The sequence below is a fragment of the Pseudomonas sp. Z1-12 genome, from assembly GCF_051132015.1.
Lineage (GTDB): Bacteria > Pseudomonadota > Gammaproteobacteria > Pseudomonadales > Pseudomonadaceae > Aquipseudomonas > Aquipseudomonas zanjanensis.
Window position 1 is genome coordinate 6,489,694 of the sequence record NZ_CP071647.1, and the last position, 13,622, is coordinate 6,503,315.

Sequence of the window (13,622 nt, forward strand, 5' to 3'; positions counted from 1 at the left end):
GATACGGCAGATAATAACAGCTCAGCCAAAACCGCTTTGATTTGAATCACGACCCCAAGGCCTCCCTGGCCGCCAGATCCTCGAAATGAAACGCGTTGAACGCCTTGGACCGCCCGGTCAAAGCTGCTGCATCATCTTGCGCACGCCGGCCACGTGCCGTCGGCTGACAATCAGCGCGTCGCCATTGAGGCCTTTGAGGAACAGTTGGAAATGCCCAAGGGGGGTGCGCTGCAAACGCTCGATGCGCTCGCGGGCCACGAGGGCGTTGCGATGGATGCGCACGAAGCGTTCACCGAACTCGTCTTCAAGGGCCTTGAGGGGTTCGTCCAGCAACACCTCGCCACTCTCATGACGCAAGGTCACGTACTTATGGTCGGCAATGAAATAGACCACCTGGTTCAAGGGGATCAACTCGATGCCTTTGCGGGTGCGCGCACTGATGTGGCTGCGTGGGCCACTGCCGCTTTCGGCGGCCGGACGGGTCAGCGCCGCCAGTTGCACGCGGTTGGGTCGTTCGGCCTTGCGCAAGGCTTCGAGCAACGCCTCGGACGCCACGGGCTTGACCAGATAGCCCACGGCACCGGCCTGCAACACCTCGGGCGGGAAGTCGTCCCGGGTGGTACAGAACACCACGGCGGGCGGCGATTCTCGTTCGCACAACTTCGCCGCCACTTGCAGGCCGTCCAGGCCAGGCATGCGGATGTCGAGCAGCACGATATCCGGCTTGTGGCTGTCGATAAGGGCCAATGCCTCGTCGCCATTGGTGGCGCTCGGCTCCAGGACACTGTAACCCTCGAGCTCGCCAACCATTCGGCTCAGGCGCTCGCGGGCCAGTGGTTCGTCATCAACGATCAGGACATTCATATTGCGCTGGATTCCTGCGTGAGTCTCGCACAAGGATAGCGTAGACAGGGGAAGTGACATCCGTCACCGCGATCCACGCTAAGACTCGTTCGAGGGCCAAAAAGTGCCGCGAGGCGGTTGCCTATCTTTACCAGCGCTTGCCGACCGATGCCCGAGGCCCGTTGTCGCACGGCGTCGCCGTAGGGATTGTTAACTGTCGATCTGACCAATATGAGCTCCCCCTTCTTCTATTTTTCCGGTGCGCCATGGATGGAAAAAGCAAAAGTCCTACCGTCCACTGTAGACGGTTGCCACGACGATATTGCTCAATCGAAAAATATCGTTGTGCGAAAACCTTCTTGGATCCCAAGGCCCGATCGGAAAAACCTGCCGACCAGTGCCAGCGCCAGTCCCGGCAACCCTGCTATCATCCGCCGCAGCCTTTAACCGCTACTTTCTCCACAGCCGATCACGAGCGAATTCATGAGCACTGACAAGACCAATCAGTCCTGGGGCGGCCGCTTCAGTGAACCCGTCGACGCCTTCGTCGCCCGCTTCACCGCCTCCGTCAATTTTGACCAGCGCCTGTATCGCCACGACATCATGGGTTCGATCGCCCACGCCACCATGCTGGCCAAGGTCGGCGTGCTCACCGATGCCGAGCGCGACAGCATCATCGACGGCCTGAAGACCATCGAAACTGAAATCGAGGCCGGTCAGTTCGACTGGCGCGTCGACCTTGAAGACGTGCACATGAACATCGAAGCACGCCTGACCGACCGCATCGGCGTGACCGGCAAGAAACTGCACACCGGCCGCAGCCGCAACGACCAGGTCGCCACTGACATCCGCTTGTGGCTGCGGGATGAAATCGACCTGATCCTGGGCGAAATCACGCGCCTGCAAAAAGGCCTGCTGGAGCAAGCCGAGCGCGAGGCCGAGAGCATCATGCCGGGCTTCACGCACCTGCAGACCGCCCAACCTGTAACGTTTGGGCATCACATGCTGGCCTGGTTCGAAATGCTCAGCCGCGACTACGAGCGCCTGGTGGACTGCCGCAAGCGCACCAACCGCATGCCCCTGGGCAGCGCCGCGCTGGCCGGCACCACGTACCCGATCGATCGTGAATACACCGCGCAGTTGCTGGGCTTCGACGCCGTCGGCGGCAACTCGCTGGATAATGTCTCGGACCGCGATTTCGCCATCGAATTCTGCGCCGCCGCGAGCATTGCGATGATGCACCTGTCGCGTTTCTCCGAAGAGCTGGTGCTGTGGACCAGCGCGCAGTTCCAATTCATCGATTTGCCCGACCGCTTCTGCACCGGCAGCTCGATCATGCCGCAAAAGAAAAACCCCGACGTGCCGGAACTGGTGCGCGGCAAGAGTGGCCGGGTGTTCGGCGCACTGATGGGCCTGCTGACCCTGATGAAAGGCCAGCCGCTGGCCTACAACAAGGACAACCAGGAAGACAAGGAACCGCTGTTCGACGCCGCCGACACCTTGCGCGATTCGCTGCGGGCGTTCGCCGACATGATCCCGGCCATCAAGCCCAAGCATGCGGTGATGCGCGAAGCGGCCCTGCGCGGCTTCTCCACTGCCACCGACTTGGCCGATTACCTGGTACGCCGCGGCCTGCCGTTCCGCGATTGCCATGAGATTGTCGGCCATGCCGTGAAATACGGCGTAGACAGTGGCAAGGACCTGGCGGAAATGAGCCTGGACGAACTGCGCCAGTTCAGCGACCAGATCGAGCAGGACGTGTTTGCCGTGCTGACCCTCGAAGGCTCGGTCAATGCCCGCGACCACATCGGCGGCACCGCGCCGGCACAGGTCAAGGCAGCCGTAGTGCGTGGCCAGGCGCTGATCGCCAGCCGCTAAAAGCCAAAAGCATCGCGAGCAAGCTCGCTCCCACAATGGATCTTCGGTGAACACATAGAGTGTGTGGCCATGAAGATCAAATGTGGGAGCGAGCTTGCTCGCGATGACTCACTTCAAAACAGTACAAAACTCACTTCTTGGCAGCAATCCTCGCCAAAAACGCCGGCATTTCTGCCTCCCGGTCCGCCGCGATCCGCTGCACGTTCGGGTTCTCCCCCAACCGTTCCATCAGCGCCTTGGCCGCCGGCATGTCCGCCAGCAGATCCATATCGAAGACCTTCTTGCCCACCTGCAGAGCCAGCGAAAGGCTGTAGTAGAAATACAGGTCGGCAATGCTCAGGCTGTCGCCCGCCACGTAGGGCGAGAACTTGCCGTGTCGGCCGAGCGAGGCGAACCCCAGCAGCAATTCGGCCTTGGATTTTTCCTTGATGGCCTCGGCCACCTGCATACCGAAGAACGCCTCGCCATAGCAGGCCCGTCCGGGCAGCTCGATGTACAACTCGATTTCCCGGCACAAGGCCAACACCTGGGCGCGCTCGAACGGGTCGGCTGGCAGCAAGGCCTTACCCGGCTGGGTCTGCTCGAGGTATTCGAGGATAACGCTGGTCTCGTTGATAAATCCGTGCTCGGTCTTCAATACCGGCACCTTGCCACGTGGGCTGATGGCCAGGGCTTCCGGGGTCTGGGCGCCGAAGAACTGGACCTCTTCGAAGGGCAGGCCCTTCTCCAGCAGCGCCAGCTTGACCATGTTGTAATAATTACTGACAGAGAAACCATAAAGCTCAAGCATTACAAAGCCTCCAGGCCGTGCGGGGTTGGCAGCCTTGCGTTATAGACCGTCGAGGCGTTTCCTGCCAGGCGCATCACGACGCTGAATGCAGGTAAACTGGCGACCTTTCCTACAGGAGCCTGCCATGAGCGAGCCAACCGATATCGACAACGAAGAAGCGTTCGTCGAGAACACGCTGATCGAGGCGATTGAAAACCAGATCGAGAGTGACAATCCGCCAGCGGCCAAGGCCGTTTTCAATAAATTGACCCTGGTGGGTTATGAGCGCGAAGAAATTCTCAACCTGATGGCCCATGTGCTGGCGGTGGAAATCGACGCGATCCTGGAAGAAGATCGCCCGTTCAATACCGAGTGGTACGAAGCCGCCTTGCGCGCCCTCCCCGAGTTGCCGCCGGAAAAAAACTGAACCGCTCTTGTGAAGACTGGACCGCTCTTGTGGCGAGGGAGCTTGCTCCCGCTCGGCTGCGCAGCAGTCGTCAAGCTATTGGGGCCGCTTCGCGTCCCAGCGGGAGCAAGCTCCCTCGCCACAAAAGAATCGCTTTAAACAAAAAAAGCATGACACTGACACTGGACAGCTCGGCCGAGTGCGCTCACCTTAGTGACGCTGTCGACCAAATTCCTAGAAAGTCTGGAGTCCTTATGTCGCTTACCCCTGAGTTGGTTGCCGAACTGGAAATCCTCGCACTCTTCAACCTGGACAGTTCCCAGGAAGGCCTGAAAATTCATCAGACCGCTGCCCCTAAAGCGATTGCCGCTGCCCAACGCCTGTTCGAAAAAGAGCTGATCGATCAACCCGATGGTGGCTACCTGACCAGCCTTGGGCGTGATGCCGCGCAGAATGTACAAACCGTCCTGACTATTCTCAGCGTTCAAGAAACCGCCTGATCCCCCCTGCCGCCCACGGAAATCTCCTCTACGGGATTTCCGCCGGCGCACTGGCGCCCTGCGTAAAAAACCAACCTCAAAATCCTGTTTTCAGCTTAAGTATTCCCAAGACCGGGCGCTAACCTGCCATCACCCCACGTTCGACGCCGCGAGCCGGTTTGAGCCGACATGACCCGCAACCACGAAATACGCCCCGATCTGGACGAAGGAATCGACCGCAAGGTGCTGAGCCAGTTGCGCGCACGTTTCCTCAAGCTCAACACCGTGCGGATGGAGCGCGCCCTCGAAGGCCTGTCGCCCCGCCAGCAAGGCGTGCTGACGTTGTTGCCGCTGTTCTTCCACGTCAACCATCCGCTGCTGCCCGGCTACGTCTCCGGCAGCACGCCTGCCGGGCTGTCGAATTACGAGCCTGACGCCGACGTCCTTGCCGAAGCCCAGCGGCTGACCCGTTCGTTTTCCTACAAGCCTCGGCACGGCGGCAACCCGCCTCGCCCGATCCTGGGCCTGTTCCTGATGGGCAGCCTCGGCACCCTGGCCCAGGCCGATCAGAGCGACATGGACGTGTGGGTCTGCCACGGGCCGGACCTGAGCGACGATGAACTGGCCGAGCTGCGCAAGAAATGCCAGTTGCTGGAGATATGGGCCGCGACCCAGGGCGCCGAAGCCCACTTTTTCCTGATCGACCCGGCGCGCTTCGTGCGGGGCGAGCGGGACAACCAGCTCAGTTCCGACGATTGCGGCACCACCCAGCATTACCTGTTGCTCGACGAGTTCTACCGCACCGCGATCTGGCTGGCCGGGCGCACGCCGATCTGGTGGCTGGTGCCGGTCTATGAAGAAGAGAACTACGAGCAATACACCCATACGCTGATGTCCAAGCGTTTCATTCGTGCGGATGAAACCCTGGACCTGGGACATCTGGCCTACATCCCGCCGGGCGAATTCGTCGGTGCCGGGCTCTGGCAACTGTTCAAGGGCATTGAATCGCCCTATAAGTCCGTGCTCAAGCTGCTGCTGACCGAAGTCTATGCCAGCGAACACCCGAACGTGCGCTGCCTGAGCCTGCGTTTCAAGCAGGCGGTGTTTGCCAATCGCCTGGACCTGGAAGAGCTGGACCCATACATGTTGGTTTACCGCCGCATCGAGGAATACCTCAATGCCCGTGGCGAACCCGAACGCCTGGAGCTGATCCGCCGCGCGCTGTACTTGAAGGTCAATCGCAAACTCACCGGCCAGGCCCGCAGCAGTGGCTGGCAACGAGTACTGCTTGAGCGACTGGCCCGGGAGTGGGGCTGGGACCAGCGTCAGCTGGCCTTGCTGGACAGCCGCAGCCAGTGGAAAGTCCGCCAGGTCAGCCACGAGCGGCGCGCCCTGGTCAACGAACTCACCCACAGCTACCGCTTCCTGACCCAGTTCGCCCGCACCGAGAAAACCGTCAGCCTGATCAACAAGCGCGATCTCAACGTGCTGGGCCGGCGATTGTACGCCGCCTTCGAGCGCAAGGCCGACAAGGTCGAGTTCATCAACCCCGGCATCGCGCCGGACCTGGCCGAAGACACCTTGACCCTGGTGCAGTCGCCCAACAAGAAAGAACCCGGGCAGAACCAGTGGGGCCTGTACAACGGCAGCCTCAACGCCCTGGAGTGGGAGAACTTCGCGCCGATCAAGCGCTGCCGGGAGTTGCTGGAGCTGCTGACCTGGTGCCATCGCAACGGCGTGATCGACAGCAGCACGCGCCTGGCGCTGCACCCAGGTAGCAGCGACCTGAGCGAGTTCGAACTGTTCAACCTGCTGGGAAGCCTGCAGCAGTCCATCGCCCTGCCCCTGGTCACGGTGGACGAAGCGCAGTTGCTGCGGGCCAGCGTGCCCAGCGAAGTGTTGATCCTGGTGAACGTCGGCGTCGACCCGCTCAAGCACCACCGTGACTTGAACATTCTGATGACCACCGAGCGTACCGATTCCCTGAGCTATGCCGGGGTCCGGGAAAACCTGGTGCTGACCCTCGACCAAGTCACGCTCAATAGTTGGAATGAGGTGCTGGTCAACCGTTTCGACGGCGAACACGCCCTGCTCGATTGCCTGCGCGACTACCTCAACGACCTGCCCGTCACCCCGCGCCAGCCGCGCTTGCAGGTGCGCTGCTTCTGCCACAACCGCGCCCAGTTCATTGCGCGGCGCGTCGAGGACGTCATCGAAACAGCCCAGACCCTGTTACTGAGCAGGCTCAATTACCGTTATCTGCTTCAGGTCCAGCAGCACTATCACGTGCTGGAATTGGTGCCCGGCCAGGTCAATCACGTGGCCTTGGGCAGCTTGTCGGCGCTGATGGATTACCTGGGCGAAGAACTGACGGCCTACAGCCCCTTGCACCTGGACCCGATGGCGCTGGAAGACCATGACCTGGCGCTGATCCTGCCCATGGGGCAGCCCGAGTGCATCCAGGTGTTCTACCGGACCAACGAGGACGAAGCCGACCTGTACGTGCTCGATGAATTGAACGCGCTGTGGCAACAACGCGTGCCGTATCACGACGAACAAAGCCTGCTGGTGCCGCTGCAGCGCTTTGTGCAATCGGTGCTGTACCGCCGCGACGCCTTGCTGCCGCTGGATGCCGCCCAGCCGCTGAGCCTGGAAACCCTGTACTACCAGTTGCTGCCTTCAGGTGGCCGGGCACGACGGATCGAAGCGCGACAAGCCCCGCAGATGCCGGTCAACAAACCGTTCTATGACGTGCAGGCGATCATCGGCAAAGCGGCGCACGGGCAGGTGCACGTCACCTTGTACTGCGATCAACAGGAGTTTTCCGAACTGGAGCATGGCGACCAGCTGTTCCGCGTGGTCGCCAGGGAGATCGTCGAACAGCGCCGCGAAGCCCAGCGCTATCGCTGCTACATCACCGACCTGGACCTCTCGGGACTGGTGGACGACGGCGCCTGCTCGACAAACTTGTACCTGCGCTACAAGGCCGACCTGGAACGCGCCCTGAACGAGGCGCTGGCGCTGGCCTGATGCGCCCGGGCACTCAGAGCTGAAAATCACCGCCGGCTTCGGGCTGGTATTCGACGTCCAGCAAGGTCAGCTTCAGCGTCTTGCCGCCCGGGGCCGGCCAGTCGATGTGCTGGCCGACCTTCAGGCCCAGCAAGGCACTGCCCACCGGCGCCAGGATCGAGATCCGGCCTTCGTCGGCCTTGGCGTCCTGTGGATAAACCAAGGTCAGGTGATAGTCCTTGCCGCTGCTTTCTTCGCGGCAGTGCACACGCGAGTTCATGGTCACGACATCGGCAGGCACTTCTTCGTGGCCCACCACGTTCTCGGCGCGATCCAGTTCGGTTTGCAACGCAATCACGCCTGGCAGCGTTTCATCAAGACTGTCGATCAGGCGTTCCAGACGCTGTACGTCCAGGCGGGTAAGGGTGATGGAAGGTGCGGTCATGATCCAGGCAGACTCCTTTCTTCTGCACAAAAAAAGCAAAACCCCGCCACAAAAAGGCGGGGTTTTCACGGGCCTCGATAAGTTGAGGCGTAGCCGGACACTACCACAGCTCAATAAATAAACAACCCGGGCAGGATTTGCCTTGCCCATGGACACCACGTCGCCACAGGTTCTGGGTTGCCTGGGCAAGAGTCATCGCGAGCAAGCTCGCTCCCACAGAGGGAGCGGTGTTGTCGAAGATATCGCGACCACACAACCTCAATGTGGGAGCGAGCTTGCTCGCGATGGCAATCTTCAATTCACCCAAGCACAACGAACCCAGCCACCCGTTACGTCAGGGATCGGCGCTTGAGCGCCTCGGCACAGATGACCCGCCGGCGCTCGTCGTCGGCCGAGCGCCATTCGCGGATATCTTCCACATGGCGCAAACATCCGAGGCAGACCTTGCGTTCATCCAACTTGCACACGCCGGTACACGGCGACGGCACGGCGGGGCTGACGTTGCTGTAGAGCGGCTTGGGTGGCCGTGGCGGGGCGGTCTGGCTCACGCCGTCAAAGGCCTTCGAAATCGAGTTCCACGCCAGCCTGCTGCTTGACGATGCGCTCGAGCATCTCGCCCAGTTGCTCTTCGCTCTTGTCGCACATCCAGCGTTCGCTTTCCTCGTCATAGTCGAAATGAAAGCCGCCGGAGACCGCTGCCAGCCACAACTGCCGCAACGGCTCCTGGCGACTGAAGATCAGTTGGCTGCCGTTTTCGAACTTGACGGTGAGGACACCGGCGGAGATTTCCAGGTCGATGTCCAGGTCACTGTCATCGAACACATCCTCCAGCGTTTGCTGGGTCGCATCGACCAGGTCGTGGAAACGGGCTTCAGTCAAACTCATTGCGGCAACCTCGAAAATGTCTGCTCATGCTCAAGCGCCGCAAGATACGGACGCTTCCCGGCGATTGCAAAGGATATACCGACTGACGACACCAGTGCCGCCGGACGGGCGCCCCGTTGCATAGGCAAGCTGACGGGTGGCCGGTATACTCCGGCGCAATTAACGCATTTTCAAGGATTTCGCCATGAAGCGCCTGATCTCTTCCCTTGCTGCGCTCGTCGCGGTTGCCTGCCTCGTGACAGCTTGTGGTCAAAAGGGTCCGCTGTACCTGCCTGATGACAGCAAGTCTCCCGAAGAACAAGCAGAGCAGGCCAAGTCGTCGCAATCCAAGTCACACTCGCACGACACCCACACCACTTACTAAGGGAACGCCATGGACGCTTTTAACTACCGTGGCGGGGAGCTGTTCGCGGAAGGGGTTGCCCTGTCCGCGATCGCCGAACGTTTCGGCACGCCGACCTACGTCTATTCCCGTGCCCACATCGAAGCGCAATATCGGACGTTCGCCGACGCCCTCGACGGCATGCCGCACCTGGTGTGTTTCGCCGTCAAGGCCAACTCCAACCTGGGCGTGCTCAATGTCCTGGCGCGCCTGGGCGCCGGTTTCGACATCGTCTCCGGTGGCGAGCTCGAGCGGGTGCTGGCCGCGGGCGGCAGCGCCGACAAGATCGTCTTCTCCGGCGTCGGCAAGACCCGCGAAGACATGCGCCGCGCCCTGGAAGTCGGTGTGCACTGCTTCAACATCGAATCCACCGATGAGCTCGAGCGCCTGCAAGTCGTCGCCGCCGAGCTGGGCGTGCGCGCGCCGGTTTCCCTGCGCGTGAACCCGGACGTCGACGCGGGTACCCACCCGTACATTTCCACCGGCCTGAAGGAAAACAAGTTCGGCATCGCCATCGCCGACGCCGAGGACGTGTACGTGCGCGCCGCCCAACTGCCGAACCTGGAAGTATTGGGCGTCGATTGCCACATCGGCTCGCAGCTGACCACCCTCGAACCCTTCATCGATGCCCTCGACCGCCTGCTGGCGCTGGTCGACCGCCTCGGCGACTGCGGCATCTACCTGCGTCACATCGACCTGGGTGGCGGTGTCGGCGTGCGCTATCGCGACGAAGAGCCGCCGCTGGTGGCCGACTACATCAAGGCCGTGCGTGAACGCCTCGACGGCCGCGACCTGGCGCTGATGTTCGAGCCCGGCCGCTACATCGTGGCCAACGCCGGCGTGCTGCTGACCCAGGTCGAATACCTCAAGCACACCGAGCACAAGGATTTCGCCATCGTCGATGCGGCCATGAACGACCTGATCCGCCCGGCGCTGTACCAGGCGTGGATGGACGTCACCGCTGTGCGCCCTCGCGACACCGCGGCCCGTCCCTACGACATCGTCGGGCCGATCTGCGAAACCGGTGATTTCCTGGCAAAAGGTCGGGAGCTGGCGCTGGAAGAAGGCGACTTGCTGGCCGTGCATTCGGCCGGTGCCTACGGGTTTGTCATGAGTTCCAACTACAACACCCGCGGCCGCTGCGCCGAGGTGCTGGTGGACGGTGATCAGGCATTCGAAGTGCGTCGCCGCGAGACGGTAGCCGAGTTGTTTGCCGGCGAAAGCCTGCTGCCGGAGTAAAACCATGCTGCTGCGTTTTACCAAGATGCACGGCCTGGGCAATGACTTCATGGTCCTCGACCTGGTCAGCCAGCACGCGCACATCCAGCCCAAGCATGCCAAGCAATGGGGCGACCGCCACACCGGCATCGGGTTCGACCAGTTGCTGATCGTCGAGGCGCCGAACAACCCGGACGTGGATTTCCGCTATCGGATCTTCAACGCCGACGGTTCGGAAGTGGAGCAATGCGGCAACGGCGCGCGCTGCTTCGCCCGTTTCGTGCTGGACAAGCGCCTGACCGCCAAGCGGCAGATCCGCGTCGAGACCAAGAGCGGCATCATCGAGCTCGATGTGCGCAGCGACGGCCAGATCGGCGTCAACATGGGCGCTCCGCGCCTGGTGCCCGCGGACATCCCGTTCCAGGCGCCGGCCCAGGCCTTGAGCTATCAGGTCGATGTCGATGGCACCCCGGTGGAACTGGCGGCGGTCTCCATGGGCAATCCCCATGCGGTGCTGCGCGTGGCCGATATCAACAGTGCCCCGGTACATGAACTGGGGCCGAAAATCGAGCATCATCCGCGCTTTCCGGCGCGGGTGAACGTCGGTTTCCTGCAAGTCATCGACCGCCACCGCGCACAATTGCGCGTCTGGGAACGCGGCGCCGGGGAAACCCAGGCCTGCGGGACCGGCGCCTGTGCCGCCGCCGTCGCTGCGATCAGCCAGGGGTGGATGGATTCGCCATTGTTGATCGACCTCCCCGGCGGGCGCCTGTCCATCGAATGGGCAGGCCCTGGCCAACCGGTGATGATGACCGGCCCGGCAGTGCGCGTATACGAAGGACAAGTTCGTCTTTGAGTGAGCCAAACCCATGACCGATCAGCCACAGGTTCCAGCCCCACAGCCCGACGAATCCCCCAGTCTTCCAGAAACCGCGGCCGTGGCTGCTTACCTGGAGGCTCATCCGGACTTCTTCGTCGAGCATGAAGAACTGCTTGCGACGATGCGCATCCCCCACCGACGCGGCGATACCGTGTCGCTGGTGGAACACCAGATGAAGATCCTGCGCGAGCGCAACATCGAAATGCGCCATCGGCTTTCGCACCTGATGGACGTGGCCCGGGACAACGACCGGCTCTTCGACAAGACCCGTCGGCTGATCCTGGCCCTGATGGACGCCAGCACGCTCGAAGACCTGGTCATGAGCGTCGAAGACAGCCTGCGCCAGGACTTCCAGGTGCCCTTCGTCAGCCTGATCCTGTTCGGCGACAACGCCATGCCGGTGGGCCGCTGGGTGACCCACGCCGAAGCGCAGACGGCCATTGGCGGCCTGCTCACGGAAGACAAAAGCGTCAGCGGCAGCCTGCGCGAGCATGAACTGGACTTCCTGTTTGGCGAAGAACAACGCAAGCAGATCGGCTCCACTGCCGTCGTCGCCATCGCCCACCAGGGCGTGCACGGCGTGCTGGCCATCGCCAGCCGCGATCCGCAGCACTACAAGAGTTCGGTGGGCACGCTGTTCCTGAGCTACATCGCCGAAGTCACCGGCCGGGTGCTGCCAAGGGTCGCCGGCTCGCTGCGCCCGGTACGCTGATGATGGAACGGCAACTGGACGCCTACTGCGAACACCTGCGCAGTGAGCGCCAGGTGTCGCCCCACACGTTATCGGCCTATCGCCGCGACCTGGAAAAAGTGCTGGGCTGGTGCCAGAAGCAGAATATCGGCAGTTGGTCGGCCCTGGACATCCAGCGCTTGCGCAGCCTGATCGCCCGTTTGCATCAACAAGGCCAATCCTCCCGCAGCCTGGCGCGCCTGTTATCGGCGGTGCGTGGCCTGTACCACTACCTCAATCGCGAAGGCCTGTGCGATCACGATCCGGCCACCGGCCTGGCGCCGCCCAAGGGCGAACGTCGGCTGCCGAAGACCCTCGACACCGACCGCGCCCTGCAATTGCTTGAAGGCGCCGTCGAGGATGATTTCCTGGCCCGGCGCGACCAGGCGATTCTCGAGCTGTTCTATTCTTCCGGCCTGCGGCTTTCAGAGCTGACGGGGCTCAACCTGGATCAACTGGACCTGGCCGACGGCATGGTCCAGGTACTCGGCAAGGGCAGCAAGACGCGCCTGCTGCCCGTGGGCCGCAAGGCCCGCGAAGCCCTGGAGCAGTGGCTGCCCCTCCGAGCACTGGCCAACCCTGCCGACGATGCGGTATTCGTCAGCCAACGCGGTCGACGCCTCGGCCCGCGGGCGATCCAATTGCGGGTCAAGGCCGCCGGCGAACGCGAGCTGGGGCAGAACCTGCACCCGCACATGCTCAGGCATTCCTTCGCCAGCCACCTGCTGGAATCCTCCCAGGACCTGCGCGCCGTGCAAGAGCTGCTGGGTCACTCGGACATCAAGACCACACAGATCTATACCCATTTGGACTTCCAGCACCTGGCAACGGTCTATGACAGTGCCCACCCCAGGGCCAAACGCATCAAGGGCGACGAATCATGACCATCGAGCTCATCACTTTCGACCTGGACGACACCTTGTGGGACACCGCCCCGGTGATCGCCAGCGCCGAAGCCGTACTCCGCCAATGGCTGACCGACAACGCCCCGAACCTGGGCGGGCTGCCGGTGGAGCATCTTTTTTCGATTCGCGAGCAAGTGTTGCGCGAAGAACCGAACCTGAAGCATCGCATCAGTGCGTTGCGCCGGCGGGTGCTGTTCCGTGCCTTGCAGGAGGCCGGATACGACCAGTGGCAAGCCTCTGAACTGGCGGACCAGGCCTTCGAGACGTTCCTGCATGCCCGCCATCAACTGGAGATTTTTCCCGAGGTGCAGCCCACCCTGGAAATCCTGGCCAATCATTTCGCCCTCGGCGTGGTCACCAATGGCAACGCCGACGTACGCCGCCTGGGGCTGGCGGACTATTTCAAGTTCGCCCTGTGCGCCGAAGACATTGGCATCGCCAAGCCCGACGCCCGGCTGTTCCACGAAGCCTTGCAGCGGGGCGGCGCCACGGCACGCACCGCCGTACACGTTGGTGATCACCCGGGCGACGACATCGCCGGCGCCCAACAGGCCGGCTTGCGCGCGGTGTGGTTCAACCCGGCGGGCAAGCCCTGGAGTGCCGATCACGCACCAGACGCGCAAATCCGCAGCCTGACCGAACTGCCGGGGTTATTGGCAGGGTGGCATAGCCAGCCCTGAACCCCTGCTTCGCAGCTCCCCAAACCCTATGTGGGAGCGAGCTTGCTCGCGAAGGCGGCGGCACACCCAACATCAATGCCAACAGACAAACCGCTATCGCGAGCAAGCTCGCT

The 13,622-nt window shown here is 62.2% G+C and carries 15 protein-coding genes; 10 read left to right on the forward strand and 5 right to left on the reverse strand.

Annotated elements, in window-relative coordinates; genetic code table 11:
* Positions 1-117: 117 nt before the first annotated feature.
* Entirely contained in the window at positions 118-864 is a 747-nt protein-coding gene (locus J3P85_RS28490; protein ID WP_060740100.1) for a LytR/AlgR family response regulator transcription factor, read from the reverse strand.
* Positions 865-1,326: 462 nt separating this feature from the next.
* Here J3P85_RS28490 and argH point away from each other — a divergent pair, with 462 nt between their 5' ends.
* Positions 1,327-2,721 (forward strand): argininosuccinate lyase, encoded by a 1,395-nt coding sequence (gene argH / locus J3P85_RS28495; protein WP_434704274.1) that lies wholly within the window; start codon positions 1,327-1,329, stop codon positions 2,719-2,721.
* A 130-nt stretch (positions 2,722-2,851) separates the two neighbouring features.
* Here the strand turns inward: argH and J3P85_RS28500 are convergent, their stop codons facing one another.
* Positions 2,852-3,511 carry a glutathione S-transferase family protein gene (locus tag J3P85_RS28500; protein ID WP_434704275.1) on the reverse strand — a complete coding sequence of 220 codons (660 nt, stop codon included), beginning with the start codon at positions 3,509-3,511 and terminating at the stop codon, positions 2,852-2,854.
* A 124-nt stretch (positions 3,512-3,635) separates the two neighbouring features.
* Between J3P85_RS28500 and J3P85_RS28505 the strand changes: the two genes are divergently transcribed.
* The 3 genes from J3P85_RS28505 (at position 3,636) to J3P85_RS28515 (ending at position 7,405) form a co-directional block, all read left to right on the forward strand.
* A complete protein-coding gene (locus J3P85_RS28505) occupies positions 3,636-3,917 on the forward strand; it encodes a hypothetical protein (RefSeq protein WP_434704276.1) in 282 nt (93 codons plus the stop codon).
* Between the two features lie 233 nt (positions 3,918-4,150).
* Positions 4,151-4,396, forward strand: coding sequence for a TIGR02647 family protein (locus J3P85_RS28510; protein WP_157711860.1), 246 nt, complete (start codon positions 4,151-4,153; stop codon positions 4,394-4,396).
* A gap of 168 nt (positions 4,397-4,564) precedes the next feature.
* Positions 4,565-7,405: a class I adenylate cyclase gene (locus J3P85_RS28515; protein WP_434704277.1), complete on the forward strand. Its 2,841-nt coding sequence runs from the start codon at positions 4,565-4,567 to the stop codon at positions 7,403-7,405.
* 13 nt (positions 7,406-7,418) lie between these two features.
* Here J3P85_RS28515 and rnk read toward each other — a convergent pair whose 3' ends face one another.
* The 3 genes from rnk to cyaY all read right to left on the reverse strand — a co-directional run bounded on the left by rnk (position 7,419) and on the right by cyaY (position 8,714).
* Positions 7,419-7,829 carry a nucleoside diphosphate kinase regulator gene (rnk, locus tag J3P85_RS28520; RefSeq protein ID WP_186706858.1) on the reverse strand — a complete coding sequence of 137 codons (411 nt, stop codon included), beginning with the start codon at positions 7,827-7,829 and terminating at the stop codon, positions 7,419-7,421.
* A gap of 329 nt (positions 7,830-8,158) precedes the next feature.
* Positions 8,159-8,377, reverse strand: a complete 219-nt coding sequence (locus J3P85_RS28525) for a DUF1289 domain-containing protein (protein ID WP_250964770.1) — start codon at positions 8,375-8,377, stop codon at positions 8,159-8,161.
* Between the two features lie 4 nt (positions 8,378-8,381).
* Positions 8,382-8,714, reverse strand: coding sequence for an iron donor protein CyaY (gene cyaY, locus J3P85_RS28530; RefSeq protein ID WP_250964771.1), 333 nt, complete (start codon positions 8,712-8,714; stop codon positions 8,382-8,384).
* Positions 8,715-8,898: 184 nt separating this feature from the next.
* On the opposite strand from cyaY, the gene lptM reads away from it, so the two are divergent.
* Genes lptM through J3P85_RS28560 form a run of 6 tightly spaced genes read left to right on the forward strand, consistent with a single transcriptional unit; the run spans position 8,899 to position 13,509 of the window.
* Positions 8,899-9,078, forward strand: coding sequence for an LPS translocon maturation chaperone LptM (lptM, locus tag J3P85_RS28535; RefSeq protein WP_018605419.1), 180 nt, complete (start codon positions 8,899-8,901; stop codon positions 9,076-9,078).
* Positions 9,079-9,087: 9 nt separating this feature from the next.
* A complete protein-coding gene (lysA, locus tag J3P85_RS28540) occupies positions 9,088-10,335 on the forward strand; it encodes a diaminopimelate decarboxylase (RefSeq protein ID WP_186706860.1) in 1,248 nt (415 codons plus the stop codon).
* Between the two features lie 4 nt (positions 10,336-10,339).
* On the forward strand, positions 10,340-11,170 hold the full coding sequence (gene dapF / locus J3P85_RS28545) for a diaminopimelate epimerase (RefSeq protein ID WP_207963783.1): 831 nt from the start codon (positions 10,340-10,342) through the stop codon (positions 11,168-11,170).
* A 13-nt stretch (positions 11,171-11,183) separates the two neighbouring features.
* Positions 11,184-11,906, forward strand: a complete 723-nt coding sequence (locus tag J3P85_RS28550) for a DUF484 family protein (RefSeq protein WP_053126501.1) — start codon at positions 11,184-11,186, stop codon at positions 11,904-11,906.
* Between the two features lie 2 nt (positions 11,907-11,908).
* Entirely contained in the window at positions 11,909-12,808 is a 900-nt protein-coding gene (gene xerC / locus J3P85_RS28555; RefSeq protein ID WP_186706862.1) for a tyrosine recombinase XerC, read from the forward strand.
* Positions 12,805-13,509: an HAD family hydrolase gene (locus J3P85_RS28560; protein WP_434704278.1), complete on the forward strand. Its 705-nt coding sequence runs from the start codon at positions 12,805-12,807 to the stop codon at positions 13,507-13,509. Before xerC ends, J3P85_RS28560 begins: the two co-directional genes overlap by 4 nt.
* Positions 13,510-13,622: the final 113 nt, after the last annotated feature.

What these genes read in the sequence shown, in the direction of transcription:
- argH (WP_434704274.1), top strand. Translation starts at nt 1,327, where the DNA reads ATGAGCACTGACAAGACCAATCAGTCCTGGGGCGGCCGCTTCAGTGAA.
- J3P85_RS28500 (WP_434704275.1), bottom strand. Translation starts at nt 3,511, where the DNA reads ATGCTTGAGCTTTATGGTTTCTCTGTCAGTAATTATTACAACATGGTC.
- J3P85_RS28550 (WP_053126501.1), top strand. Translation starts at nt 11,184, where the DNA reads ATGACCGATCAGCCACAGGTTCCAGCCCCACAGCCCGACGAATCCCCC.
- cyaY (WP_250964771.1), bottom strand. Translation starts at nt 8,714, where the DNA reads ATGAGTTTGACTGAAGCCCGTTTCCACGACCTGGTCGATGCGACCCAG.
- lysA (WP_186706860.1), top strand. Translation starts at nt 9,088, where the DNA reads ATGGACGCTTTTAACTACCGTGGCGGGGAGCTGTTCGCGGAAGGGGTT.
- J3P85_RS28560 (WP_434704278.1), top strand. Translation starts at nt 12,805, where the DNA reads ATGACCATCGAGCTCATCACTTTCGACCTGGACGACACCTTGTGGGAC.
- dapF (WP_207963783.1), top strand. Translation starts at nt 10,340, where the DNA reads ATGCTGCTGCGTTTTACCAAGATGCACGGCCTGGGCAATGACTTCATG.
- J3P85_RS28490 (WP_060740100.1), bottom strand. Translation starts at nt 864, where the DNA reads ATGAATGTCCTGATCGTTGATGACGAACCACTGGCCCGCGAGCGCCTG.
- lptM (WP_018605419.1), top strand. Translation starts at nt 8,899, where the DNA reads ATGAAGCGCCTGATCTCTTCCCTTGCTGCGCTCGTCGCGGTTGCCTGC.
- J3P85_RS28515 (WP_434704277.1), top strand. Translation starts at nt 4,565, where the DNA reads ATGACCCGCAACCACGAAATACGCCCCGATCTGGACGAAGGAATCGAC.
- rnk (WP_186706858.1), bottom strand. Translation starts at nt 7,829, where the DNA reads ATGACCGCACCTTCCATCACCCTTACCCGCCTGGACGTACAGCGTCTG.
- J3P85_RS28505 (WP_434704276.1), top strand. Translation starts at nt 3,636, where the DNA reads ATGAGCGAGCCAACCGATATCGACAACGAAGAAGCGTTCGTCGAGAAC.
- xerC (WP_186706862.1), top strand. Translation starts at nt 11,909, where the DNA reads ATGGAACGGCAACTGGACGCCTACTGCGAACACCTGCGCAGTGAGCGC.
- J3P85_RS28510 (WP_157711860.1), top strand. Translation starts at nt 4,151, where the DNA reads ATGTCGCTTACCCCTGAGTTGGTTGCCGAACTGGAAATCCTCGCACTC.